Below are 24548 nucleotides of genomic sequence, written 5' to 3' on the forward strand. Positions count from 1 at the left end.
TGTGGAGTCGTCGTTGAAATACCAGTCTGGTCGTGCTGGATGTCTAACCTGGGTCCGTGATCCGGATCAGGGACAGTGTCTGATGGGTAGTTTAACTGGGGCGGTTGCCTCCTAAAGGGTAACGGAGGCGCCCAAAGGTTCCCTCAGCCTGGTTGGCAATCAGGTGTTGAGTGTAAGTGCACAAGGGAGCTTGACTGTGAGACCGACGGGTCGAGCAGGGACGAAAGTCGGGACTAGTGATCCGGCGGTGGCTTGTGGAAGCGCCGTCGCTCAACGGATAAAAGGTACCCCGGGGATAACAGGCTGATCTTCCCCAAGAGTCCATATCGACGGGATGGTTTGGCACCTCGATGTCGGCTCGTCGCATCCTGGGGCTGGAGTCGGTCCCAAGGGTTGGGCTGTTCGCCCATTAAAGCGGTACGCGAGCTGGGTTTAGAACGTCGTGAGACAGTTCGGTCCCTATCCGCTGTGCGCGTAGGAGTCTTGAGAAGGGCTGTCCCTAGTACGAGAGGACCGGGACGGACGAACCTCTGGTGTGCCAGTTGTTCTGCCAAGGGCATGGCTGGTTGGCTACGTTCGGGAGGGATAACCGCTGAAAGCATCTAAGCGGGAAGCCTGCTTCGAGATGAGGACTCCCACCCACTTGATGGGGTAAGGCTCCCAGTAGACGACTGGGTTGATAGGCCGGATCTGGAAGCACGGTAACGTGTGGAGGTGACCGGTACTAATAGGCCGAGGGCTTGTCCTCAGTTGCTCGCGTCCACTGTGTTAGTTCTGAGGCAACGACCGTTGCCGGCTTTAGAGCAGAACGCATAATAGAAGAGTGTGCTTGTTCGCTCGAAACCATTAGGGTTTCGGTGGTCATAGCGTGAGGGAAACGCCCGGTTACATTCCGAACCCGGAAGCTAAGCCTCACAGCGCCGATGGTACTGCAGGGGGGACCCTGTGGGAGAGTAGGACGCCGCCGAACAATCTTTGGAGGACCCCTGGTCACCAGCGTTCAGCTGGGACCAGGGGTCCTTTTGTTTTTACAATGCTTGCGGTACCGAAGACAGGAGTCACCATGTCCACCAACTCTCCCGACGACCGACCGGAGCGCGACCAGCGGCGACGGGACAGTGGTGACCGGGGTGACCGTGGCGGGTTCCGCCGCGACAACGACCGGCGCGACAACGACCGCCGCGGTGGCGACCGTGGCAGCTACGGTCGCCGTGACGACCGGCGTGACGACCGCCGCGATGACCGTCGTGACGACCGCCGTGGTGGCGGCTTCCGTCGCGAGGGCGACCGCGGTGCGCGCCCCGGTTTCCAGCGGGACGATCGCGACCGGGGCGACCGCGGCGGGTTCCGTCGCGACGACCGGCGTGACGACCGCCGTGACGACCGTCGTGATGACCGTGGGGACCGCGGCGGGTTCCGTCGGGACGACCGGGGTGGCGACCGTCCCTCCTACCGTCGCGACGACGACCGCGGTGGCTACGGCCGGCGCGACGACAACCGCGGTGGCTTCCCGCGTCGTGACGACCGCCGCGACGATCGGCGTGACGACCGCGACCGTGGTGAGCGCGGTGGGTTCCGTCGTGACCACGACCGGCGTGACGACCGCAGGGACGACACCCGCGACGACCGCCGTGGTGGCGGCTTCCGCCGCGAGGGCGACCGCGGTGGCCGCCCGCCGTTCCGCCGTGACGACCGTCGCGACGACCGCCGTGACGACCGTCGTGACGACCGTGGGGACCGCGGTGGGTTCCGTCGGGACGACCGCGGTGGCGACCGTCCCTCCTACCGTCGCGACGACGACCGCGGTGGCTACGGCCGCCGTGACCACGACCGCGGTGGCGAGCGCCCTTCCTACCGTCGCGACGACGAGCGCGGCGGCGACCGCCCCTCGTACCGCCGCGACGACGAGCGCGGGGGCTACCGCCGTGATGACCGCCGTGATGACCGTCGCGACGACCGCCGTGACGACCGTCGGGACGACCGCGGTGGTTTCCGTCGGGACGACCGTGACCGCGGTGACCGCGGTGGGTTCCGTCGCGACGACCGCCGTGACGACCGTCGGGACGACCGCGGTGGCCGCGGGCCCCGCAGGGACGACCGCGGTGACCGCGGTGACCGTGGCGGGCGGCCGGGTGGTTTCCGGGGCCGTGACGGCCGGGACGACCGCCGTGGCGGTGGCTTCCGCCGCGAGGACCGGGACCGGGACCGCGAGCCGATCAAGCGGCTGCCGATCCCGGAGGACGTCACCGGTGACGAGATCGACAAGGACGTCCGGCAGGAGCTGCAGAGCCTGCCCAAGACGCTCGCCGAGGACGTCGCCAAGAACCTGGTGATGGTCGCCCGGCTGATCGACGAGGACCCCGAGGGCGCCTACGGCTACTCGAGGGTGGCCCTGCGCCTGGCGTCCCGCGTGGCCGCTGTACGGGAGGCCGCCGGATTCGCCGCGTACGCGAACCAGAAGTACGGCGAGGCCCTCGCCGAGTTCCGGGCCGCCCGGCGGATGACCGGCACCGTGGAGCTGTGGCCGGTGATGGCCGACTGCGAGCGCGGGCTCGGCCGGCCGGAGAAGGCGCTGGACATGGCCGGCGCCCCCGAGGTGCACAAGCTGGACAAGGCCGGCCAGGTCGAGATGCGGCTCGTCGCCGCCGGTGCCCGGCGGGACATGGGGCAGCTGGACGCGGCCATCGTGACCCTGCAGAGCCCGGAGCTGGCCTCCAACTCGGTCCAGCCCTGGACCGCGCGCCTGCGCTACGCCTACGCCGACGCCCTGCTGGCCGCCGGCCGGGAGCGCGAGGCGCGGGAGTGGTTCGCGAAGGCCGTCGAGGCGGACCGGGACGGCAGCACGGACGCCTCCGACCGGCTCGCCGAGCTGGACGGCGTGGAGTTCGTCGACGCCCTGGCCGAGGACGAGGCCGACGAGGCCGACGAGGCCGACGTGTCCGACGCGTCCGGCGAGGCGGCGGAGTCCGGCGAGGCGGACCGGTCCGGCGAGTCCGGCGGTGCCTCCGCGGAGGACCGTGACGAGGACTGACGTCGGTCCTGGTCCACTGGACACCTGATCACTGGAAAGAGGGCAGGCCCCCGGGGCCTGCCCTCTTTCGCGTCGTGCCGGCCGTCGCCCGCTCAGATCTCCAGTGCCCGCAGCACCAGTCCCGAGGCCGGCTTGGGGCCGAACGAGGTCGACTTGCGGGGCATCCGCACGCCTTGCCGGGCCAGGTCGAGCACGACCTCCTCGCGGACCGGGTGCATCAGGACGCCCGTACTGCCGTCGCGTTCCGCCTTCTCGACCGTCGCGGCCGTGTCGTGGATGTAGGCGATGTGGGCGGGGGAGTCCTCGGGGATGCGCCAGACGTGTTCGAGGAGCGTGGCGTGCAGGACGGTGGCGTCCAGGGAGCGCCAGGCCGCGGGGCGGTCCGCCGGGATCGTGCGGGCCAGCAGCTCCGGGTCGGGGCGGTCGAGCAGGTGGAAGGCGCCGTCACCGGCCAGCAGGAAGGAGTTGCCCGCGCAGGAGGCGTCCGCGAGGGTCTCCAGGGCCTGTGGCAGGGGCACGTCCAGGCGCCGTACCCGGAACAGGCCGTCCACCGCCGTCAGCGCGTCCGCGACCGGCAGGCCGTGCAGCAGCCGGTGGATGGCGCGGACGCGCAGCGGGTAGCGCGCGGTGTCGACCAGGAGGACCAGGCCGTAGTCCCAGGGGCTGGGGGAGGGGTGTTCCGTGCGCAGCCGGCGGTAGGTGGCCCAGCGGTGGTGGCCGTCGGCGATCAGGGCCTGGCGGCCGGCCAGGTCGGTCTGGATGCGGGCCAGGTCGTCGGGGTCGGTCACGGACCACAGGCGGTGGTGGTAGCCGTCCTCGGTGGTGGTGGCCAGCAGGGGCGGGCGGTCCGCCGTGCGTTCGACGACCTCGGCGGCCGTGCCGTCGCCCCGGTAGGTCAGCAGCAGCGGTTCGAGGTTCGCGCGCGTGGCGCGCATCAGGGCCGCGCGGTCGGCGACGACGGGCGGCATGACGTCCTCGTGCGGCAGCACCACGCCCTCGGCGGGCTCCGAGACCCGCAGGGTGCCGATGACCCCGCGCTGGAGCATGCCGTTGCCGTCCTGCTGCTCGTACACGTACAGGCCCGGCTCGGGGTCGGCGGTGAGGACGCCCTCGTCCAGCCAGCGGCGCAGGGTGTCGGCGGCCTGCTCGGTGCGGGCGCTGGGGCTGCCGGCCTGGGGCAGGATCAGCCGGACGATGTTGTACGGATCCGCCGACTGGAGGTGGTGCAGGCCGTCGGGGCGTACGACGACGTCGTAGGGCGGAGAGGTGACGGAGGCGAGGCTGCCGACCCGGTCGGGGTCGTAACGGAGGCCTCGGAACGGGGTCAGTTCCAAGCCTCGACGCGGTGTCGCCTCCCAGTGACCTGCTGTGTTCATCCCGGCATCGTACGTGTGTCGGTGGCGTGCGGGATGATCGGGGGAAAGGCGAGTGAACGAGGAGCGATGTGGACATGAGCCAGGGCGTCAGGACGAGGCCCGAGGGCAGTGGGCAGCCCCTGAGCGAGGCGTACGACACGGCGCTGCTCGATCTGGACGGGGTGGTGTACGCGGGCGGGAGCGCGATCGCGCACGCGGTCGACTCGCTGGCGGTGGCCCGGTCGGGTGGGATGCGTCTCGCGTACGTGACCAACAACGCGCTGCGGACCCCGGACGCGGTGGCCGGGCATCTGACGGAGCTGGGCATACCGACGGGCGCGGACGACGTCATCACCTCCGCGCAGGCCGTGGCGCGGCTGATCAGCGAGCAGGTGCCGGCGGGGGCGCGGGTGCTGGTGGTCGGCGGCGAGGGGCTGCGGGTGGCGCTGCGCGAGCGCGGCCTGGTGCCGGTGGAGTCGGCGGACGACGACCCGGCGGCGGTCGTGCAGGGCTACGGCGGACCGGATCTGTCCTGGGGGCGGTTCGCGGAGGCGTCGTACGCGGTGCGGCGCGGGGTGCCGTGGTTCGCGTCCAACACCGATCTGACGATTCCGAGCGGGCGGGGCATCGCGCCGGGCAACGGGGCGGCCGTGGAGGTGGTGCGGATCGCGACGGGCGCGGAGCCGCAGGTCGCGGGCAAGCCGCTGCCGCCGATGCACCGGGAGACGATCCTGCGGACCGGTGCCGAGCGGCCGCTGGTGGTGGGGGACCGGCTGGACACGGACATCGAGGGCGCGTTCAACGGCGGGGTGGACTCGCTGCTGGTGCTGACCGGTGTCACCGACGGGGCGCAGCTGCTGGCCGCGCCGCCGCAGCACCGGCCGACGTACGTGGACGCTGATCTGCGCGGGCTGCTCACCGGCCAGCCGGAGATCACCCGCAAGGATGACGGTTTCCGGTGCGGCGGGTGGACGGCGACCGCCGGGGCCGAGCGGCTGGAGCTGACCGGCGACGGCGAGGCGCTGGACGGGCTGCGGGCGCTGTGCGCGGCGGCCTGGACGGCGGCGGGGGACGGTTCCTGCGCGCTGGACGGGGAGAAGGCGCTGGCCCGGCTGGGAATCTGACGGCGCCCCAGCGGGGCGCGGGCGGGAGCCGGAGAACCGGGGATCGAGATGCGATGCGAGGGTAGGCTAACCTAACCTCGTGTTGGTCGACAGTCCTCCGGAACCGCGCGCGGAGACCGCCCCCGCGCCCCCAACCCGCCGGGCGGCGCGGGCGCTTGGGCTCCTGCTCTCGGTCCTGCTCCTGGTGCTCGTCGCCTTGGCGAGCATCGCCGTCGGGGCCAAGGCGCTGCCCCTGGACCAGGTCTGGCACGGCCTGTTCCACGAGACGGGGACGTACGGCGACGTGGTCGTGGACGAGCGGCTCGCGCGCACGGTCCTCGGCCTGCTGGTCGGTGCCGCGCTCGGGCTGTCCGGCGCGGTGCTCCAGGCGCTGACCCGCAATCCGCTGGCCGACCCCGGGCTGCTCGGCATCAACGCGGGCGCCTCCGCGGCGGTCGTCACGGCCGTCACCTACGCCGGTGTCACCAGCCTCACCGGCTATGTGTGGTTCGCGTTCCTGGGCGCCTCGGCGGTCGGCGCGCTGGTGTGGTTCCTCGGCGGCAGCCGGGGCGCCACCCCGGTACGCCTCGCGCTGGCCGGCACGGCCATCAGCGCGGCCCTGTACGGCTACCTCCAAGCCGTGATGATCATGGACGGCGCGGCCCTGGCCAAGATGCGTTTCTGGACGGTGGGTTCACTGGCCTCGGCCGGCTACCCGACCATCAGGCAGGTGCTGCCGTTCCTCGCGGTCGGCATGGTGCTCGCGCTCGTGCTGGCCCGGCCGCTCAACGCCGTGGAGATGGGCGACGACACCGCCCGCGCCCTCGGCGCCCACCTCGACCGCACCCGCGCCCTGGCCATGCTGGCCGCCGTGCTGCTGTGCGGTGCCGCGACCGCCGCCTGCGGTCCGATCGTCTTCGTCGGCCTGATGGTCCCGCACGTCGTGCGCTCCTTCACCGGGCCCGACCTGCGCTGGATCCTGCCCTACGCCATGGTCCTGGCGCCCGTGCTGCTGCTCGGCGCCGACGTCGTCGGCCGGGTCGTGGCCCGCCCCGCCGAGCTCCAGGTCGGCATCGTCACCGCGATCATCGGCGGCCCGGTCTTCATCTTTCTCGTACGACGGCGGAGGACGGCCCAGCTGTGAAGACACACCCCAGGAGCCGTGCCGTACGCACTCCCGGCGGGCTCTCCCTGCGTCTGGAGCCGCGTGCCCTGATCGTCGTCGCGCTGCTGCTGGCCGCCGCCGGCGCCGCCGGTGTCGCCCTGATCGGCACCGGCGACGCGAAGATCCCGGCGGCCGACGTGCTGCGCACGCTCGCCGGGAACGGCACCGCCTACCAGGACTTCATCGTCAACGAACTGCGGCTGCCCCGGGTCCTCGTCGGCCTGCTGGTCGGTGCCTCGCTGGGCCTCGGCGGCGCGCTGTTCCAGTCCGTCTCCCGCAACCCGCTCGGCAGCCCGGACCTGCTGGGCCTGTCCCAGGCCTCGACGGCCGGCGCGTTGGTCGTGATCGTGCTGCTGTCCGGCAGCGCCGCCCAGGTCACCCTGGGCGCGCTGGTGGGCGGCCTGGCGACCGGTCTCGCCCTGTACGCCCTCGCCTGGAAGCAGGGCGTGCACGGCTACCGGCTGGTGCTGGTCGGCATCGGCGTCAACGCGGTCATGACGGCGGTCAACGGCTACCTGCTCACCAAGGCCGACCTGGTCGACGCCACCCGCGCGGTGGTATGGATGACCGGCTCGCTGGCCGGCCGGGACTGGGATCAGGTCTGGCCGCTGCTCGGGCTGTGCGCCGTCCTCGTCCCGCTGGTCCTCGCCAACGCGCGCGGCCTGCGGATGATGGAGATGGGTGACGACGTCTCCCACGCGCTCGGCGTGCGCGTGCAGCGCGTCCGGCTCGTGCTGATGGTCTCCGCCGTGCTGCTCACCGCCGCCGCCACGGCCGCCGCGGGCCCGGTCAGCTTCGTCGCGCTGACCGCGCCGCAGCTCGCCCGCCGCCTCACCCGCTCGCCGGGGCCGAACCTGGTGCCCTCGCTGTGCATGGGGGCGACCCTGCTGGTGGCCGCCGACTGGGCCTCCCAGCGCGCCTTCGGCGCCGACCAGCTGCCCGTCGGCGTGGTCACCGGCGTCCTCGGCGGCGCCTACCTGCTGTGGCTGCTGGTCACCGAGCGCCGGGCGGGCCGGATATGAAGCGCGCACAGGGCCCGGACACGAGCGCCGCGCACCCGAACACCCCTAGGAGCACTGTGAACCGCCTGTCCGCCGACGACGTCACCCTCGCCTACGACCAGCGGGTCATCGCCGAGCAGCTGTCGGTGGAGATCCCGGACAACTCCTTCACGGTGATCGTCGGGCCGAACGCGTGCGGCAAGTCGACGCTGCTGCGGGCCCTGTCGCGGATGCTCAAGCCCAGCCGGGGCCGGGTGCTGCTGGACGGGCAGGCCATCCAGTCGATGCCCGCGAAGAAGGTCGCGCGGACCCTCGGCCTGCTGCCGCAGTCGTCCATCGCGCCCGACGGCATCACGGTCGCCGACCTCGTCGGGCGGGGCCGCTACCCGCACCAGGGCCTGCTGCGCCAGTGGTCGGCGGAGGACGAGCGGGTCGTGAGCGAGTCGATGCGGCAGACCGGCGTGGCGGAGCTGGCCGAACGGTACGTCGACGAGCTGTCCGGCGGGCAGCGGCAGCGGGTGTGGATCGCCATGGCGCTCGCCCAGCAGACCCCGCTGCTGCTCCTGGACGAGCCGACCACCTACCTGGACATCCAGCACCAGATCGACGTCCTCGACCTGTGCGCCGAGCTGCACGAGGAGCAGGGGCGGACGCTGGTGGCGGTGCTGCACGACCTCAACCACGCCGCCCGCTACGCCACCCACCTCATCGCCCTGCGCGGCGGCACGGTGATCGCCGAGGGCGCCCCGAACGACATCGTCACGGCCGAGCTGGTGGAGGAGGTCTTCGGGCTGCGCTGCCAGGTCATCGACGACCCGGAGACGGGGACCCCGCTGGTGGTGCCGGCCGCGCGGAAGGCACGGATCACAGCAGCTTCCTGAGCCGGAACAGGTCCAGCAGGCTCGCCTCCAGCCTGACCCGGCCCGAACCCCAGGCGGTCGCGAAGTTCAGCTCGCCGTTCACCAGGGCGACCAGGTCGTCGCCGGCCATGGCGAGCCTGATCTGCGCCCGTTCGGGGGGAGGGCCGGGAAGAGTGTCGTCCACCTCGATCCGCCCGCCGGTCAGCCGGCCGGCGAAGGTGACGTCCAGGTCGGTGATGTGGCAGCTCACCGAGCGGTCCAGCGCGGCGGCCGCGCGGACCTCGCCCCCGGCGCCCTGCATGTTGTCCGAAAGCTTGCCCAGTGCCCGGCGGCACTCCTCGATCGTGGCCATCGCCCCGACGGTACCCCAGCGGTTCGGGGTAGCGTCTGGGCATGAGCGAGTCCGTGCCCGAGGCCGAGATCGGCACCGAGGCGGCGCCCGCGTCCGACCCCGCGGCGCCCGCCCCCCTGAACGTCCCCCGCACCCCCACCGGCAACGCCGAGGTCGACGCGCAGCTGGACCGGCTGGCCGACGCCGACCACCTCGCCACCGACGGACACCTCGAGGTGTACGAGGATGTACACCGGGGGCTGCGCGACGCGCTCACCGCGCTCGACGCCCGCCCGGGACCTCCGGCGCCCCCACCGTCGTACCACCAGAGCAGGAGCTGAACCGAACGTGGCAGGAGTCGCACGCCGCCGTCTCGACGCGGAGCTGGTCCGCCGGAAGCTCGCCCGCTCGCGCGAGCACGCCAGCCAGCTGATCACCGCCGGCCGGGTCACCGTCGGCAGGACCGTGGCGACCAAGCCGGCCACGCAGGTGGAGACCGCGGCGGCGATCGTCGTCCAGGCCGACGACAGCGACCCGGACTACGTCTCCCGGGGCGGGCACAAGCTCGCCGGCGCGCTGGAGGCCTTCGTGCCGCGGGGTCTCGTGGTCGAGGGCCGGCGCGCGCTGGACGCCGGCGCGTCCACCGGCGGCTTCACCGACGTCCTGCTGCGCGCGGGCGCCGCCCACGTCGTCGCGGTGGACGTCGGCTACGGCCAGCTCGCCTGGTCTCTCCAAAACGATGAACGCGTCACCGTCAAGGACCGTACGAACGTACGCGAGTTGACGCTTGAGGCGATCGATGGGGAACCTGTGGATCTTGTCGTGGGCGATCTGTCCTTCATCCCGCTCGGGCTGGTGCTGCCCGCCCTGAAGCGGTGCGTGGCGCCGGACGCCGATCTGGTGATGATGGTCAAGCCGCAGTTCGAGGTGGGGAAGGAGCGGCTCGGCAGCGGGGGTGTCGTACGGAGTCCGCAGCTGCGGGCGGAGGCCGTGCGAGGAGTGGCCGAGAAGGCCTGGGAGCTGGGGCTCGGGGTGCAGGGTGTCACCGCCAGTCCGCTGCCCGGCCCCTCGGGGAACGTCGAGTACTTTCTCTGGCTGCGGGCGGGGGCACCCCAGGTGGACCCGGCCGACGTCGACCGTGCAGTGGCGGAGGGGCCGCGTTGACACAGAACCTGGCGCGTACTGTTTTCCTGCTCGCCCACACCGGGCGGCCCGCGGCGATCCGCAGCGCGGAACTCGTCGTCAAGGGCCTGCTGCGGCATGGCATCGGGGTGCGGGTGCTGGAGGAGGAGGCGCGCGACCTGCCGCTCCCCGACGAGGTGGCCCTCGTCAAGGAGGCGACACCGCAGTGCCTGGACGGGTGCGAGCTGCTGATCGTGCTCGGCGGCGACGGCACGCTGCTGCGCGGTGCCGAGTTCGCCCGGGCCTCCGGGGTGCCGATGCTCGGTGTCAACCTCGGGCGCGTCGGATTCCTCGCGGAGGCCGAGCGGGACGACCTCGACCGGGTCGTGGACCGGGTGGTGGCCCGGTCCTACGAGGTCGAGGAGCGGATGACCGTCGACGTCGTCGTGCACCGCAACGGGGACATCGTGCACACCGACTGGGCGCTGAACGAGGCGGCCGTGCAGAAGGCCGGCGCCGAGAAGCTGCTCGAGGTCGTGCTGGAGATCGACGGGCGGCCGGTGACGGGGTTCGGGTGCGACGGGGTCGTCCTGTCCACGCCCACCGGATCCACCGCGTACGCCTTCTCCGCCGGGGGACCGGTGGTGTGGCCGGAGGTGGAGGCGCTGCTGATGGTGCCGATCAGCGCGCACGCGCTGTTCGCGAAGCCGCTGGTGACCTCGCCGGACTCGGTGCTCGCGGTCGAGGTGCTGCCGCACATCCCGCCGGGGGTGCTGTGGTGCGACGGGCGGCGGACCGTGGAGCTGCCGCCGGGGGCGCGGGTGGAGGTGCGGCGGGGGGCTGTGCCGGTGCGGCTGGCCCGGCTGCACCATTCCTCGTTCACGGACCGGCTGGTCGCGAAGTTCGCGCTGCCGACGACCGGATGGCGGGGGGCGCCGCACCACTCCTCGGAGTGACAAGGGCGGGCCATGTGCACTCCCCGCCCCGGACCTCGTATGGTCTGTTCCGTGTTGGAGGAGATGCGGATACGGTCGCTCGGGGTCATCGACGATGCTGTCGTCGAGCTGTCGCCGGGGTTCACCGCCGTCACCGGTGAGACGGGTGCGGGCAAGACCATGGTGGTCACCAGCCTGGGGCTGCTGCTCGGCGGCAGGGCGGACCCGGCGCTCGTGCGGATCGGGGCGGAGAAGGCGGTCGTGGAGGGGCGGGTCGCCGTACCCGCCGGCGCCGCCGCCGTCGTACGGGCCGAGGAGGCCGGGGCCGAGCTGGACGACGGCGCCCTGCTGATCAGCCGTACCGTTTCCGCCGAGGGCCGCTCCCGGGCGCACCTGGGCGGGCGCAGCGTGCCCGTCGGGCTGCTCGCCGAGCTGGCCGACGACCTGGTGGCCGTGCACGGGCAGACCGACCAGCAGGGGCTGCTGAAGCTGTCCCGGCAGCGGCAGGCGCTGGACCGGTACGCGGGCGACGCCGTCGCCGTGCCGCTCGCCAAGTACTCCGAGGCGTACCGGCGGCTGCGGGCCGTCTCCGCCGAGCTGGAGGAGATCACCACGCGCGCGCGGGAGCGGGCGCAGGAAGCCGACATGCTGCGGTACGGGCTCGACGAGATCGCGGCCGTGGAGCCCCGGGCCGGCGAGGACGCGGAGCTGGCCGAGGAGGCCGAGCGGCTCGGGCACGCCGAGGCGCTGGCGTCCGCCGCGACGGCCGCGCACGCCGCTCTCGCGGGCAATCCCGAGGACCCCGAGGGCATCGACGCCTCGACCCTCGTCGCGGGCGCCCACCGGGCCCTGGAGGCCGTGCGGGCGCACGATCCGGCGCTGGCCGCGCTCGCCGACCGGATCGGCGAGATCGGCATCCTGCTCGGCGACGTGGCCGGCGAGCTGGCGGGGTACGCCGACGATCTCGACGCCGACCCGCTGCGGCTGGCCGCGGTGGAGGAGCGCCGGGCCGCGCTGACCGCGCTGACGCGCAAGTACGGCGAGGACGTGAACGCGGTCCTGGCCTGGGCCGAGCAGAGCGCCGCGCGCCTGACCGAGCTGGACGGCGACGACGAGCGGATCGAGGAGCTGACCGCCGAGCGGGACGCCCTGCGCACCGAACTGGGCGGCCTGGCGCAGGCCCTGACCGACGCCCGGACGGAGGCCGCCGAGCGGTTCGCCGCCGCGGTCACCGCCGAGCTGGCCTCGCTGGCGATGCCCCACGCGCGCGTGTCCTTCGACATCCGGCAGACCGAGGACCCGGAGGGCGTCGAGGTGGGCGGCCGGACGGTCGCCTACGGCCCCTCGGGCGCGGACGAGGTCGAGCTGCTGCTCGCCCCGCACCCGGGCGCCCCGCCGCGCCCCATCGCCAAGGGCGCCTCCGGCGGTGAGCTGTCCCGCGTCATGCTGGCCGTGGAGGTCGTCTTCGCGGGCACCGACCCGGTGCCGACGTACCTCTTCGACGAGGTCGACGCCGGTGTCGGCGGCAAGGCGGCCGTCGAGATCGGGCGGCGCCTGGCCAAGCTCGCCAAGACCGCGCAGGTCGTCGTGGTCACCCACCTGCCCCAGGTCGCCGCGTTCGCCGACCGCCAGCTGCTGGTGGAGAAGACCAACGACGGCTCCGTCACGCGGTCCGGCGTGAAGGTCCTGGAGGGCGAGGAGCGCATCCGCGAGCTGTCCCGCATGCTGGCGGGCCAGGAGGACTCCGAGACGGCACGCGCCCACGCCGAGGAACTCCTGGCGACGGCCAGGGCGGACGCCTAGGACCCCGGCGGGGCGGCTGCCCGGCGGTGCCCGGGCACCTGGGGGGCGCGCGTTCCCGGTTTCGCGCCGGGGTGGCGGTCGGGGTGGGCAACCGGCGCACAGAGGTTGCTCGCGTGCGCCGTCAGGCCGGTCGTCATGCCCGGGACGGGGGCCGGGGGACCGTGGGGACATGGGTACCGAGGGCGGCTGACCTCGTAGGACGCCCTCGCACGGCGTTCGGTCGCGGCGGGGGTTTCCTCACCCGTGTGGGTGAAGTGCTCCGGCGCATTGCCCCGGCCCGCCGCACGGTGCGCCCTCCCGAATGGCCCTGAACGGCCGTACGGGCTGGCATGCTTGGCAGGGAACACGGGGTGGGCAGGGGGTCCGGACGGTCCGCGCGGGAGGTGCGCGGTGTGCGTCCTTCCGTCCCCCGGAGCCCGCTACCTTCTGTACGTTCCCTCGTGACCGCCCCCGCCGTGAACCAGGAGCCCCGGCCCCCGTGACCCCCGTGAGCAGCAACGCACCGCACGGCCAGTCGCCGCTGCGCACCGTGCAGGTGCTCGGCGGAGGGAACGCCGGCAGCAGCGCGCACGTGCGCTCCCTGGCCGAGGGGCTCGTGGCGAGGGGCGTGCGCGTCACGGTGTGCGCCCCCGCCGAGGCGGACCGCGCCTACGACTTCACCGGGACCGGCGCCGACCACGTGCACGTGCCGCGCAGCAGCGACCCGGTCTCCGTGGCCGCGCTCCGCACGGCCTGCGCCAACGCCGACCTGGTGCACGCGCACGGTCTGCACGCCTCCTTCCGGGCCGTGCTCGCGCTCAGCGGGCGCACCACCCCGCTGGTGGTCACCTGGCACAACCGGGCCCACGCGGAGGGGCCGCGGGCCCATCTGCTGCGGATGCTGGAGCGACGGGTGGTGAAGACCGCGGCCGTGGTCCTCGGCACCAGCTCCGACCTGGTCGACCGGGCCCGGCGGACCGGCGCGCGGGACGCCCGGCTCGCGGCCGTCGCCCTCCCGGCCCGGCCCCGCCCCGGCGCCCTCCTCGACCCCGACGCCGACGCCTTCGACCCGGACGACCCCGACCGGCTGCGGCCCAAGATCCGCGCCGAACTCGGCGCCACCGGGCGCCCGTTGCTCATCGCGGTCGGCTCCCTGGACCGTCACCGCGGCTACGACGTCCTGCTCGACGCGGCCCGCACCTGGCGGGACCTGGACCCGGCACCGCTCGTGGTCGTCGCGGGGGAGGGGCCGCTGCGGCCGGTGCTGCAACGGCGGATCGAGGACGAGGAACTTCCGGTGCGGCTCATCGGGCACCGGGACGACGTGGCCGAGCTGCTCGCCGCCGCCGATCTGGCACTCCTGACCAGCAGGTGGGAGTCACGGTCCGTGCTCGCCCAGGAGGCCCTGCACGCGCGCGTGCCGCTCGTCGCCACCCGCGTCGGCGGCATCCCGGACCTCGTCGGCGACGCCGCCGAACTCATCCCCTACGGCGATCCGGAAGCCCTCGCCCACACCGTCGTACGGCTGCTCGCCGACCCGGAGCGGTGCGCACTGCTGCGGGAGCACGGGGCACGGCAGGCCGCCACCTGGCCCACCGAGGACGAGACCGTCGCCCAAGTGCTGAGCGTGTACGACGAGTTGACCCAGCCGAGGCCGCTGGTTTAGGGAACGTGCCTGCGCGCCCGGAGTGCCAGGCTCAACGCCAGCACGGTCTGCGGGTCGTCGAGGTCGGTGCCCAGCAACTCCCCGATGCGGGCGAGCCGGTTGTACAGGGTCTGCCGGTTGAGGTGCAGCTCGCGGGCCGTCTCCGCCTTGCGGCCGGCGTGCGCCAGATAGGTCTCCAGGGTCGGCAGCAGCGGCGGCTTGGAGCGGTGGTCGTGATCGCGCAGCGGGCCGATCGCGCGGTCCACGAAGGCCGCCAGGTCCGGGTGGTCGCGCAGCCGCCACAGCAGCAGGTCGATGTCCAGGCGCCGGGCGTCGTACCAGGGCCGGTCGGTCAGGCCCTGGGCCGCCGTCGCCGTCTCCGCCGCGTGCCGGAGCCCCGCCGAGGCCGCCGCCCAGCCGCCCGCCACCCCGACGACCACCACCGGCGGCGGCGAACCCGGCCGGCGCATCCCGGCCCGCTCCACCCCCGCCCGCAGCGCCGCCGCCACCCGGTCCGCGACCGCCGCCCGCTCCGACTCCGAACGCAGCCCCAGCAGCACCAGCACCCGGCCCTCCACCGGCCGCACCCCGAGCAGCACCGGCACGCCCACTGCGGCCAGCTCCTCGGAGACCGCCCGGGCCAGCACCGCCCAGCCCCCGCCGGGGGAGAGGGTGTCCCCGATCCGCATCACCACCGGCAGCAGCGGGCTGCCGCCGGGCTTGAAGCCGAGGACCCGGGCCTGCGCCGGGGCGTCCTCCGCCGCGATCCGGCCCTCGGCGAGATCGGTGAGGAAGTCACCGCGCCCGCGCGCCGCCAGCTCCTCCTCCTGCCGGGCCTGCATCAGCACCACGGCCAGGATGCCCGCGGCCCGCTCGGCGGCGATCCGGTGCACCGGGGACAGCGGGGAGCGCACCGGCAGCAGCACCAGGCGGGCCCGCACCGAACCCGCCGTACCGGGCCCGCCGCCCGGCACGTCCACCAGCACCGAACCGGCGGGCGGCGGCGCCTCCTTGTGCGGACCGCGCAGCCCCTCCCACACCTGGAGCGGGTCCGCGCCCTGCGGCCCGGCCCCGGCGGCGTACAGCAGCCGTCCGTCGGCCGTCTCCAGGAACACCGGGTTGTCCCCGAAGTCCGCCAGGATGCCCAGCACCTGCGGCACCCCGCCGCCGCCCAGCAACGCCTCGGTGCAGCGCCGGTGCACCTCCTCCGCGCGCTGGAGCAGCGCGTAGTGGCCGTTGACGATCTCGGTGTGGATCTCCTCGGTCACCGTCACGAAGGGCACCTCGCGGTGCAGCTGGACCAGTGGCAGACCGGCCGCCCGGGCCGTGTCCACCAGGGCGGCCGGCAGCCGGGCGAAGCGCGGACCCAGCTCCACCACCAGGGCGGCGATCCCCCGCTCGGCCAGGGTCCGGACGAACGCCCGCTGCTCGGCCGGCCGGGTGCCGAGGCCGTAGCCGGTGGTGAGCAGCAGCTCGCCGCCCTTGAGCAGCGAGGCGATGTTCGGCACCTCGCCCGCGTGCACCCAGCGCACGGTACGGCCGAGCCGGTCGGCGCCCGCCAGGACCTCGGGCAGCCCGCTGCGCAGTCCGGGCAGCTCCAGCGCCCGCTGCACGGTGATGCCCGCGCCCTGGGTGTCGAATCGGTGGTCCGTACGGCTGTCCATGCAGCGGACGCTACCTGCGACGACGTCCTCAGGACAGCGGTCGCAGGACGGCTGCCGGCTACACCGGCCGGATGTTGTGGTTGAAGCGGAACACGTTGTCGGGGTCGTACCGCCGCTTCACCTTCTCCAGGCGCAGGGTGTTCCCGGCGCCCAGGCCCGCGCGGACCCGCTCGGGGCCCTCGTCGCCGATGTAGTTGAGGTGAACGTCCCCGGTGCGCCACGGCTTCAGATCGGCGCACACGTCCTGCACCCAGGCGCGGGCCCGTTCGTCGTCGGCCGGGTCCTCCCAGAGCGCGAAGGGGTGCGCGGCCCAGGGGGCGTCCCGGTACGGCACCGGGTACTCGTGCGGACCGGCGGCGATCGCCCCGCCCTGCGGGAACAGGATGTGCCGGGTGCCGGTCGGCACCGGCATGCCGTCCGCGCGGGCGCAGAAGACGTCCACCGCCTCGTCCGGCAGCCCCGACAGACACTCCGCCGACCAGTGGTTCCGCATGCCCGGCGGATCGTCGAGCATGCACTGCACATCGACGTAGGGCATGTCACCGGCCAGCTCCACCTCGTGCGGCAGCGCGAGCAGCGGCTCGGCGAGGCCCCGCAGCCCGTCCTCGCCGCCCGTGTAGGTCAGCAGCGCCGCGCACACCGGCCGGCCCACCAGCTCGGGCGGCGTGAACTCCTCGGGCGGACCGGTGAGGTACAGCACCGCACCCCCCACCGCGTCCGGGCCGGTCAGCATGATCTCGCGGAAGGTCCGGAGCACCTCCGGCCCGTGCTGCGGCAGGAACACCAGCAGGACGACGGAGAACTCCGGCAGCTCGTGCAGCTCCAGGGTCAGCGCGGTGGCCACGCCGAAGTTGCCGCCCCCGCCGTGCAGCGCCCAGAACAGCTCGGGGTTCTCGTCGGCGCTGGCGTGCACCCGCTCGGCGTCTGCGGTCACCAGCTCCACGGCGATGAGGTTGTCGACGGCCAGGCCGAAGGCGCGGTCCAGCCAGCCGGTACCGCCGCCGAGGACGAACCCGCCGACGCCGGTCGTGGAGGCCCGCCCGCCGGTCGTGGCCAGACCGTACGGCTGGGTGGCCCGGTCGAGCCGGCTCATCGTGGCGCCGCCCTCGATGCGTACCGCCTCGGCCGCCGGGTCGACGGTGACCCGGTGCATCCGGCGCAGGTCCACCACGAGCGCGCCGTCACCCAGCGCGGTACCGGCCACGCCGTGGCCGCCGCCGCGTACCGCGATGTGCAGGTCCAGCTCCCTGCCGAAGCGCACGGCCCGCACCACGTCGGTGGCGTCCGCGCACTGGGCGATCACGGCCGGCCGGCGGTCGATCATCGCGTTGAAGACCGTCCGGGCCTCGTCGTAGCCCGGGTCCCCCGGCGCGAACACGTCGCCGACCAGGTCCTCGCGCAGCGCGGCGAGCGCCGTACCCGCCTTGGAGAGGGAAGCCATGGCAGCCCCTTCCGGGAAGGGGCCCCTTCCCGGCTCCCAGCCTAGGCGGGCCCGGCCGCACCGGCCCGGTCAGCCGCCGTACGCCCCCGACGCCGTCAGACGCAGGGCCGTGTCGATCAGTGGCACGTGGCTGAACGCCTGCGGGAAGTTGCCCACCTGGCGCTTCAGCCGCGGGTCCCACTCCTCGGCGAGCAGACCGAGGTCGTTGCGCAGCGCGAGGAGCTTCTCGAACAGCTTGCGGGCCTCGTCCACCCGGCCGATCATCGCCAGGTCGTCCGCCATCCAGAACGAGCAGGCCAGGAAGGCTCCCTCGTCGCCCGGCAGGCCGTCGACGCCGGCGTGGTCGCCCTCCGTCGGGTAGCGCAGGATGAACCCGTCCGTGGTGGACAGCTCGCGCTGGATCGCCTCGATCGTGCCGATCACCCGCTTGTCGTCCGGCGGCAGGAAGCCCATCTGCGGGATGAGCAGCAGCGAGGCGTCCAGCTCCTGCGAGCCGTAGGACTGGGTGAAGGTGTTGCGCTCCTTGTCGTAGCCCTTCTCGCACACGTCCCGGTGGATGTCGTCGCGCAGCTCGCGCCAGCGCTCCAGTGGGCCGTCCGCGTCGCCGGACTCGATCAGCTTGATCGTGCGGTCCACCGCGACCCAGGCCATCACCTTGGAGTGCACGAAGTGCCGGCGCGGGCCGCGCACCTCCCAGATGCCCTCGTCCGGCTCCTGCCAGTGGTCCTCCAGGTAGCGGATCAGCTTCAGCTGGAGCAGCGAGGCGTAGTCGTTGCGGGCCAGGCCCGTCATGTGGCCCAGGTGCAGGGCCTCGGTGACCTCGCCGTACACGTCCAGCTGGAGCTGGTGCGCGGCGCCGTTGCCGACCCGGACCGGGGCGGACTTCTCGTAGCCCGGCAGCCAGTCCAGCTCCGCCTCGCCCAGCTCGCGCTCGCCCGCGATGCCGTACATGATCTGCAGGTTCTCCGGGTCGCCGGCGACCGCGCGCAGCAGCCACTCGCGCCAGGCGCGGGCCTCCTCGCGGTAACCGGTGCGCAGCAGCGAGGACAGGGTGATCGCCGCGTCCCGCAGCCAGGTGTAGCGGTAGTCCCAGTTGCGCACGCCGCCGATGTCCTCCGGCAGGGAGGTGGTGGGGGCGGCGACGATGCCGCCGGTCGGGGCGTACGTCAGCGCCTTCAGGGTGATCAGCGAGCGGATCACCGCCTCGCGGTACGGCCCGTGGTACGTACAGTGCTCGACCCACTCGCGCCAGAAGTCCTCCGTCGCCTCCAGCGAGGTCTCGGGCTCCGGCAGCGGCGGCGGCTCCTTGTGCGAGGGCTGCCACGAGATCGTGAACGCGATCCGGTCACCCGGGGCCACCGTGAAGTCGGCGTACGTGGTGAGCGCCTTGCCGTAGGTCTCCGCCTCGGTGTCGAACCACACCGAGTCCGGTCCCGCGACGGCCACCGTGCGGCCCTCGTGCTTGTGCACCCACGGCACCACCCGGCCGTAGGAGAACCGCATCCTGAGGGCCGAGCGCATCGGCACCCGGCCGGTGACCCCCTCGACGATCCGGATCAGCTGCGGGGCGCCGTCACGCGGGGGCATGAAATCGGTCACACGGACGGTGCCGCGCGGGGTGTCCCACTCGGATTCCAGGATCAGCGAGTCGCCGCGGTAGCTGCGCCGGGCGGCCGTGGGCGGCTTGGCGTCGGCGGCGTGCGCCGGGCCGAGCCGCCAGAAGCCGTGCTCCTCGGTGCCCAGCAGGCCGGCGAAGATGGCATGCGAGTCGAAGCGGGGCAGGCACAGCCAGTCCACCGTGCCATCCCGGCAGACCAGCGCCGCGGTCTGCATGTCTCCGATGAGTGCGTAGTCTTCGATGCGCCCGGCCACGTGCAACTCCAGTCGAACGGCCACGTCACACCCCCGCGCAGGGGGCTGTCGCTAGTGCGGTCAAGGGGTCGTTGTTATGCGTCGTTGAGCGGTGAAGCAAAGCAGCCCGCCGAGCCCTGGGGCAATACGACAGTCTTTGCTCAACGAACTGCCGCGCTCTCGTTGTTCCGGGTGATGTTGGCGGGGGTGTGCCGTCGTTTCCGGCCGGGCTCGGCAGCGAATGTCCGAGCAGGATACGACGCACGTAGATGATCTGCGTGCCGCTCCGGGCAACCCGTGTGGGCCGAACGAGTGAGCACCGGGTGAGAACGGTGTGTCCGAAGCACGTCCGGTATGACACGAGTGACATGTGTGGCGGCAGCGGGTGGGCGGTTGGGTGCGGAGCGTGGCCGGAAGCCATCCCGGCCAGGCGCTGATACGCTGGTAGCCCGTGGACCGGTGGGAAAAAAACCCCCGAACCGCAGCGACGGCACCCCCGGCAGCGCCGGGAGGGACGCCGGACCGCACCCCCAGACCGCGACCACGGGAGCCCCCTCTTGGCCATGCCGCCCAAAACCACGACGACCAAGCACATCTTCGTCACCGGGGGTGTCGCCTCCTCGCTCGGCAAGGGTCTGACCGCCTCCAGCCTGGGCATGCTGCTCAAGGCGCGGGGCCTGCGGGTCGTGATGCAGAAGCTCGACCCGTACCTGAACGTCGACCCGGGCACGATGAACCCCTTCCAGCACGGTGAGGTGTTCGTCACCAACGACGGCGCCGAGACCGACCTGGACATCGGCCACTACGAGCGGTTCCTCGACCGTGACCTGGACGGCACCGCCAACGTCACCACCGGCCAGGTCTACTCGACCGTGATCGCCAAGGAGCGGCGCGGCGAGTACCTGGGCGACACGGTGCAGGTCATCCCGCACATCACCAACGAGATCAAGCACCGCATCCGCCGCATGGCCACCGACGAGGTCGACGTGGTCATCACCGAGGTCGGCGGCACGGTGGGCGACATCGAGTCGCTGCCGTTCCTGGAGACCGTCCGCCAGGTCCGCCACGAGGTCGGCCGGGACAACGTCTTCGTGGTCCACATCTCGCTGCTGCCCTACATCGGCCCCTCGGGCGAGCTGAAGACCAAGCCGACCCAGCACTCGGTGGCCGCTCTGCGCAACATCGGTATCCAGCCGGACGCGATCGTGCTGCGCTGCGACCGCGAGGTCCCGACCGCGATCAAGCGGAAGATCTCCCTGATGTGCGACGTCGACGAGGCCGCCGTGGTCGCCTGCCCCGACGCCCGCTCGATCTACGACATCCCCAAGGTCGTGCACGCCGAGGGCCTGGACGCCTACGTGGTCCGCAAGCTCGACCTGCCGTTCCGGGACGTGGACTGGACGACCTGGGACGACCTGCTGGACCGCGTCCACAACCCCGACCACGAGGTCACCCTGGCCCTGGTCGGCAAGTACATCGACCTGCCCGACGCCTACCTCTCGGTCACCGAGGCCCTGCGCGCCGGCGGGTTCGCCAACCGCGCCCGCGTGAAGATCAAGTGGGTGACCTCCGACGACTGCAAGACCCCGGCCGGCGCCAAGGCCCAGCTCGCGGACGTGGACGGCATCTGCATCCCCGGCGGCTTCGGCGACCGCGGTGTCCTGGGCAAGGTCGGCGCGATCCGCTACGCGCGGGAGAACAAGATCCCGCTGCTGGGTCTGTGCCTGGGCCTGCAGTGCATCGTGATCGAGGCCGCCCGCAACCTGGCCGACATCCCGGACGCCAACTCCACCGAGTTCGACCCCGCCACCGCCCACCCGGTGATCTCCACCATGGCCGAGCAGCTCGACATCGTCGCCGGCGAGGGCGACATGGGCGGCACGATGCGGCTGGGCATGTACCCGGCCAAGCTCGCCGAGGGCTCCATCGTCCGCGAGGTCTACGACGGCAAGGAGTACGTCGAGGAGCGGCACCGCCACCGCTACGAGGTCAACAACGCCTACCGCGCGGAGCTGGAGAAGAAGGCCGGGATCGTCTTCTCCGGCACCTCGCCCGACGGCAAGCTCGTGGAGTACGTGGAGTACCCGCGGGACGTCCACCCGTACCTGGTCGCCACGCAGGCGCACCCCGAGCTGCGCTCGCGGCCGACCCGCGCGAACCCGCTCTTCGCCGGCCTGGTGAAGGCCGCGGTCGAGCGGAAGATTTCGAAGTAACACACCAGTTGTACGGTGGCCGGGGTGCATACCTTCAAAGGTGAGCACCCCGGCTTCTTTCTGCCGGTCTCGCGGAACGTGTGTGGGAGGACAGGGCATGACGATCAAGGACACCCCCGAGGAGTGGGAGATCCGGGCGACGGAGACCCCGTTCACGGGCAACAAGACCTCCGTCCGCACGGACGACGTGGTCATGCCCGACGGCTCGGTGGTCCGCCGCGACTACCAGGTCCACCCCGGATCCGTGGCCGTCCTCGCCCTGGACGAGGAGGACCGGGTCCTGCTGATCAACCAGTACCGGCACCCGGTGCGGCACAAGCTGTGGGAGATCCCGGCCGGCCTGCTGGACGTGCCCGGCGAGAACCCGCTGCACGCCGCCCAGCGCGAGCTGTACGAGGAGGCGCACGTCAAGGCCGAGGACTGGCGGGTGCTGACCGACGTGTACACCACCCCCGGCGGCTGCGACGAGGCCGTACGGATCTTCCTGGCCCGCGGCCTGTCCGACGCGGAGGGCGAGCGCTTCGCGGCGGAGCACGAGGAGACCGACATGGAGCACGCGCGCGTGCCGGTCGAGGAGCTGGTGCGCCGGGTGCTGGCCGGGGACGTGCACAACAACTGCCTGGTCGTCGGGGTCCTGTCCCTGGTGGCGGCGCGGGCCGGGGACGGCCTGGACGCGCTCCGGCCCGCCGACGCGCCGTGGCCCGCGCGCCCCTTCGCGTCCTGAGACGGGGCGCGGCTCCCGGCCCCGCACCCGTTCGGGCCACTGGTGTGACGATCGCCTGATCCGATCGGGCGATCCGTCCGCCGCGCTCCTCCCGGAACGTCGCAGAGCGTGAACTAGGCTCTTCAACGCCCGTACCGGAAGACACCGGCGGGCTTGCGCGTGCGGTGGGACGGGAGTGTGGCCCGTGACGGATCAGGCGGTGGACCCAGACGGTGCGGAGCTGTCCGCACACCCGGCCGCGACGGACCGTTTCCTGGGCCGTACCCGGGAGTTGAAGGAGCTGCGCGCCGACATCGAACGCGCGGGGCTGGACACCCTCTCCGGCCGCAAGGCCCCCCGCGCGCGCGTGCTCCTCATCGCCGGCCGCCCCGGCTCCGGCCGGACCCGCCTCGCCGAGGAACTCGTCCGGCTGGTCGCCGACCGTTACCCCGACGGGGTGCTGCGGGCCCGGCTGAGCGAGCCCGGCGGCACGCCGGTCCCCGTCGAACAGGCCGCCCGCGACCTGCTGGCCGCGCTGGGCCTGCCCGCCCCCGCCGGAGCCGCCGAGGAGGACCTGACGGCGGCCCTGCGCGCGGCCCTCGCCGGCCGGCGGATGCTGGTCCTGCTGGACGACGCGGCCGGCGCCGAACAGGTCGACGCACTGCTTCCGGACGCCCCGGACTGCCTGGTGGTGGCCGTCTCCCAGGGCCCGCTCACCGGTATCGCGGACGTCCGCCCCTGCACGCTCGGCGGTCTCGACACCAAGTCCGCGCTGGAACTGCTCACCGGGTTCACCGGTTCGGTCCGCATCACCGTGGACCCGCGCTGCGCGGAGAGCCTGGTGGAGGCCTGCCAGGGCCACCCGGCCGCACTGGTGCTGGCCGGCGGCTGGCTCGCCGCCCGTCCCCAGGCCGCCGTCTCCGACCTGGCCAAACGGCTGCACACGGAGACCGACGGCGGCACGGACGCCACCCCGCTCTCCCGCGTCTTCCGGCTCGTGTACGAGCAGCTGCCCGGGCCGGCCGCCCGGACCCTGCGGCTGCTGTGCCTCGCCCCGGCCGGCCTGGCCGACCCGCACACCGCCTCGGCGCTGGCCGGCTGCTCGGTCGACGCGGCCCGCACCACCCTGGACGACCTGGTCGCCCTCGGCCTGCTGCGCGCGGTGGCCTCCCCGCTGCCCCAGTACGAGGTCCCCGGCTGTCTGCACCCGCTGCTGCGCGCCCTTGCCGAGAGCCAGGAGCGGCCCGCCGAGCTCCAGCTGGCCCGGGCCCGGATGCTGGAGCGGACGGTCCGGCTGCTCCAGGCCTGCCGGGCGATCACCGAGACGGACAGCCCGCAGGCCCGGGAGAAGCTGAGCGGCCTGCCGCCCGCGCTGCGCTTCCCGAACCCGCGGGCCGCCGCCGAGTGGCTGCGCATCCGGCGGCCCGCCCTGCTGGCCTCCGCACGCCTCGCGGTGGCCGACGGCGAGCTGGACACCCTCGCCCGCCGGCTGATGTCCCAGCTGGTCAGGGCGCTGGCGGCACATGTCGGCACGCAGGCCGCCGCGCCCGACCTGTACGGCGTGCACGGCCTGGTCCTGGACGTCGCCGAGCGGCGCGGGCTGCCCCGGGAGAAGGCCGCGGCCCTGCTGAACCTGGGCGATCTGGACGCGCAGACCGGCCGCACCCGGGAGGCGCTGGCCCGCTACCGGGCCGCGCTGGACGCCGGACGCGAGGCGAACGACCCGTACGCGACCGGCCGCGCGATGGAATCCGTAGGCGGCGCCTACCAGGAGCTGGGGGACCACGACCGGGCCGCCGACTGGTTCGGGCGGGCGCTGGCCGACCGGCTGGCCCGGGGGGAGCGCCCGGAGGCCGCCCGGCTGTACGGCCGTATCGGCACCGCCCACACCTACGCCGGGCGCTACGGCGAGGCGCTCAGGAACTGGCGGGCGGCCCTCGCCGGCTACCGCAGGAGCGGTGATGTCGCCGCCAGCGCGCGGGCGTTGAGCGAGATCGCCCGGGTGCAGGAGTACGCGGGGCGGCCCGAGGAGTCGCTGCGCACCTGCCAGGAGGCGGTGGAGTGGGCGCGGCGCGCCGAGGACGTCCGGTTGCAGGCCGCGGTGCAGCTGCGGCTCGCCGACACGTTGGACCGGCTCGGCGACCCGGCGGCGGCCCGTCTGCACCGCGCCGCCGCGGAGCGCATGCTGGGTGAGAAGCCCTCGGAGGACGACGCACGGCCGGAACAAGCCGCTAACGCCTGCGAAATCCGTACCGCATCCAGCGAAGATTGATGCAATGAAAGGCTAGACAGCCGGAACACCTTCATTAGACTGGCTCTGCCGCACGTTCTCCTGCGGTGTCTCCC

At 73.2% G+C, this 24548-nt stretch carries 19 protein-coding genes and 2 rRNA genes; 15 read left to right on the forward strand and 6 right to left on the reverse strand.

Annotation, left to right across the window (positions count from 1 at the left end):
* Positions 1-748: ribosomal RNA gene (locus tag ABZ923_RS23430) — 23S ribosomal RNA — on the forward strand; the annotation flags it as partial.
* Positions 749-853: 105 nt separating this feature from the next.
* Positions 854-970: ribosomal RNA gene (gene rrf / locus ABZ923_RS23435) — 5S ribosomal RNA — on the forward strand.
* Between the two features lie 30 nt (positions 971-1000).
* Here the strand turns inward: rrf and ABZ923_RS23440 are convergent.
* The gene (locus ABZ923_RS23440; RefSeq protein WP_361475096.1) at positions 1001-1828 is read right to left on the reverse strand and encodes a hypothetical protein; all 828 of its coding nucleotides are present in this window, start codon (positions 1826-1828) and stop codon (positions 1001-1003) included.
* A gap of 396 nt (positions 1829-2224) precedes the next feature.
* Here ABZ923_RS23440 and ABZ923_RS23445 point away from each other — a divergent pair, with 396 nt between their 5' ends.
* Positions 2225-3031 carry a hypothetical protein gene (locus ABZ923_RS23445; RefSeq protein WP_361475090.1) on the forward strand — a complete coding sequence of 269 codons (807 nt, stop codon included), beginning with the start codon at positions 2225-2227 and terminating at the stop codon, positions 3029-3031.
* A 92-nt stretch (positions 3032-3123) separates the two neighbouring features.
* Here the strand turns inward: ABZ923_RS23445 and ABZ923_RS23450 are convergent, their stop codons facing one another.
* Entirely contained in the window at positions 3124-4407 is a 1284-nt protein-coding gene (locus tag ABZ923_RS23450; RefSeq protein ID WP_361475000.1) for a DUF1015 domain-containing protein, read from the reverse strand.
* 74 nt (positions 4408-4481) lie between these two features.
* Between ABZ923_RS23450 and ABZ923_RS23455 the strand changes: the two genes are divergently transcribed.
* The 4 genes from ABZ923_RS23455 to ABZ923_RS23470 all read left to right on the forward strand — a co-directional run bounded on the left by ABZ923_RS23455 (position 4482) and on the right by ABZ923_RS23470 (position 8536).
* Positions 4482-5510 (forward strand): HAD hydrolase-like protein, encoded by a 1029-nt coding sequence (locus tag ABZ923_RS23455; RefSeq protein ID WP_361475002.1) that lies wholly within the window; start codon positions 4482-4484, stop codon positions 5508-5510.
* Positions 5511-5589: 79 nt separating this feature from the next.
* Positions 5590-6633 (forward strand): iron chelate uptake ABC transporter family permease subunit, encoded by a 1044-nt coding sequence (locus ABZ923_RS23460; protein ID WP_361475004.1) that lies wholly within the window; start codon positions 5590-5592, stop codon positions 6631-6633.
* Positions 6630-7676, forward strand: a complete 1047-nt coding sequence (locus tag ABZ923_RS23465) for an iron chelate uptake ABC transporter family permease subunit (RefSeq protein WP_361475006.1) — start codon at positions 6630-6632, stop codon at positions 7674-7676. Before ABZ923_RS23460 ends, ABZ923_RS23465 begins: the two co-directional genes overlap by 4 nt.
* On the forward strand, positions 7673-8536 hold the full coding sequence (locus ABZ923_RS23470) for an ABC transporter ATP-binding protein (protein ID WP_361475008.1): 864 nt from the start codon (positions 7673-7675) through the stop codon (positions 8534-8536). The genes ABZ923_RS23465 and ABZ923_RS23470 overlap by 4 nt, the downstream gene beginning before the upstream one ends.
* Here ABZ923_RS23470 and ABZ923_RS23475 read toward each other — a convergent pair.
* Positions 8520-8867, reverse strand: coding sequence for a sterol-binding protein (locus ABZ923_RS23475; protein ID WP_361475010.1), 348 nt, complete (start codon positions 8865-8867; stop codon positions 8520-8522). The genes ABZ923_RS23470 and ABZ923_RS23475 overlap by 17 nt on opposite strands.
* A gap of 41 nt (positions 8868-8908) precedes the next feature.
* Between ABZ923_RS23475 and ABZ923_RS23480 the strand changes: the two genes are divergently transcribed.
* The 5 genes from ABZ923_RS23480 to ABZ923_RS23500 all read left to right on the forward strand — a co-directional run bounded on the left by ABZ923_RS23480 (position 8909) and on the right by ABZ923_RS23500 (position 14351).
* Positions 8909-9187 (forward strand): hypothetical protein, encoded by a 279-nt coding sequence (locus ABZ923_RS23480; RefSeq protein ID WP_361475012.1) that lies wholly within the window; start codon positions 8909-8911, stop codon positions 9185-9187.
* Positions 9188-9194: 7 nt separating this feature from the next.
* Positions 9195-10010 (forward strand): TlyA family RNA methyltransferase, encoded by an 816-nt coding sequence (locus ABZ923_RS23485; RefSeq protein ID WP_361475013.1) that lies wholly within the window; start codon positions 9195-9197, stop codon positions 10008-10010.
* Positions 10007-10924, forward strand: a complete 918-nt coding sequence (locus tag ABZ923_RS23490) for an NAD kinase (RefSeq protein WP_208031459.1) — start codon at positions 10007-10009, stop codon at positions 10922-10924. Before ABZ923_RS23485 ends, ABZ923_RS23490 begins: the two co-directional genes overlap by 4 nt.
* Before the next feature lie 39 nt (positions 10925-10963).
* Complete coding sequence (recN, locus tag ABZ923_RS23495) at positions 10964-12706, forward strand: DNA repair protein RecN (RefSeq protein WP_361475016.1); 1743 nt, start codon at positions 10964-10966, stop codon at positions 12704-12706.
* Positions 12707-13184: 478 nt separating this feature from the next.
* The gene (locus ABZ923_RS23500; RefSeq protein WP_361475018.1) at positions 13185-14351 is read left to right on the forward strand and encodes a glycosyltransferase family 4 protein; all 1167 of its coding nucleotides are present in this window, start codon (positions 13185-13187) and stop codon (positions 14349-14351) included.
* On the opposite strand, the gene ABZ923_RS23505 is transcribed toward ABZ923_RS23500, so the two are convergent.
* The 3 genes from ABZ923_RS23505 to ABZ923_RS23515 all read right to left on the reverse strand — a co-directional run bounded on the left by ABZ923_RS23505 (position 14348) and on the right by ABZ923_RS23515 (position 19307).
* Positions 14348-15994, reverse strand: coding sequence for a PucR family transcriptional regulator (locus ABZ923_RS23505; RefSeq protein WP_361475020.1), 1647 nt, complete (start codon positions 15992-15994; stop codon positions 14348-14350). The two genes, ABZ923_RS23500 and ABZ923_RS23505, sit on opposite strands and share 4 nt — an antisense overlap.
* A 58-nt stretch (positions 15995-16052) precedes the next feature.
* On the reverse strand, positions 16053-17435 hold the full coding sequence (locus tag ABZ923_RS23510; protein WP_361475022.1) for an FAD-binding oxidoreductase: 1383 nt from the start codon (positions 17433-17435) through the stop codon (positions 16053-16055).
* Positions 17436-17504: 69 nt separating this feature from the next.
* Complete coding sequence (locus ABZ923_RS23515; protein ID WP_361475092.1) at positions 17505-19307, reverse strand: glycoside hydrolase family 15 protein; 1803 nt, start codon at positions 19305-19307, stop codon at positions 17505-17507.
* A gap of 542 nt (positions 19308-19849) precedes the next feature.
* On the opposite strand from ABZ923_RS23515, the gene ABZ923_RS23520 reads away from it, so the two are divergent.
* The 3 genes from ABZ923_RS23520 (at position 19850) to ABZ923_RS23530 (ending at position 24474) form a co-directional block, all read left to right on the forward strand.
* Positions 19850-21499 carry a CTP synthase gene (locus tag ABZ923_RS23520; protein WP_361475024.1) on the forward strand — a complete coding sequence of 550 codons (1650 nt, stop codon included), beginning with the start codon at positions 19850-19852 and terminating at the stop codon, positions 21497-21499.
* 97 nt (positions 21500-21596) lie between these two features.
* Complete coding sequence (locus tag ABZ923_RS23525; protein WP_361475026.1) at positions 21597-22223, forward strand: NUDIX hydrolase; 627 nt, start codon at positions 21597-21599, stop codon at positions 22221-22223.
* 184 nt (positions 22224-22407) lie between these two features.
* Entirely contained in the window at positions 22408-24474 is a 2067-nt protein-coding gene (locus ABZ923_RS23530; protein WP_361475028.1) for a tetratricopeptide repeat protein, read from the forward strand.
* Positions 24475-24548: the final 74 nt, after the last annotated feature.

This window comes from Streptomyces sp. NPDC046881, from assembly GCF_040645015.1.
GTDB lineage: Bacteria > Actinomycetota > Actinomycetes > Streptomycetales > Streptomycetaceae > Streptomyces.

Bases quoted from the DNA above. Each gene is read 5' to 3' on its own strand.
- ABZ923_RS23470 (WP_361475008.1), top strand. From the start codon at position 7,673: ATGAAGCGCGCACAGGGCCCGGACACGAGCGCCGCGCACCCGAACACC.
- recN (WP_361475016.1), top strand. From the start codon at position 10,964: ATGGTCTGTTCCGTGTTGGAGGAGATGCGGATACGGTCGCTCGGGGTC.
- ABZ923_RS23475 (WP_361475010.1), bottom strand. From the start codon at position 8,867: ATGGCCACGATCGAGGAGTGCCGCCGGGCACTGGGCAAGCTTTCGGAC.
- ABZ923_RS23505 (WP_361475020.1), bottom strand. From the start codon at position 15,994: ATGGACAGCCGTACGGACCACCGATTCGACACCCAGGGCGCGGGCATC.
- ABZ923_RS23450 (WP_361475000.1), bottom strand. From the start codon at position 4,407: ATGAACACAGCAGGTCACTGGGAGGCGACACCGCGTCGAGGCTTGGAA.
- ABZ923_RS23520 (WP_361475024.1), top strand. From the start codon at position 19,850: ATGCCGCCCAAAACCACGACGACCAAGCACATCTTCGTCACCGGGGGT.
- ABZ923_RS23525 (WP_361475026.1), top strand. From the start codon at position 21,597: ATGACGATCAAGGACACCCCCGAGGAGTGGGAGATCCGGGCGACGGAG.
- ABZ923_RS23480 (WP_361475012.1), top strand. From the start codon at position 8,909: ATGAGCGAGTCCGTGCCCGAGGCCGAGATCGGCACCGAGGCGGCGCCC.
- ABZ923_RS23510 (WP_361475022.1), bottom strand. From the start codon at position 17,435: ATGGCTTCCCTCTCCAAGGCGGGTACGGCGCTCGCCGCGCTGCGCGAG.
- ABZ923_RS23455 (WP_361475002.1), top strand. From the start codon at position 4,482: ATGAGCCAGGGCGTCAGGACGAGGCCCGAGGGCAGTGGGCAGCCCCTG.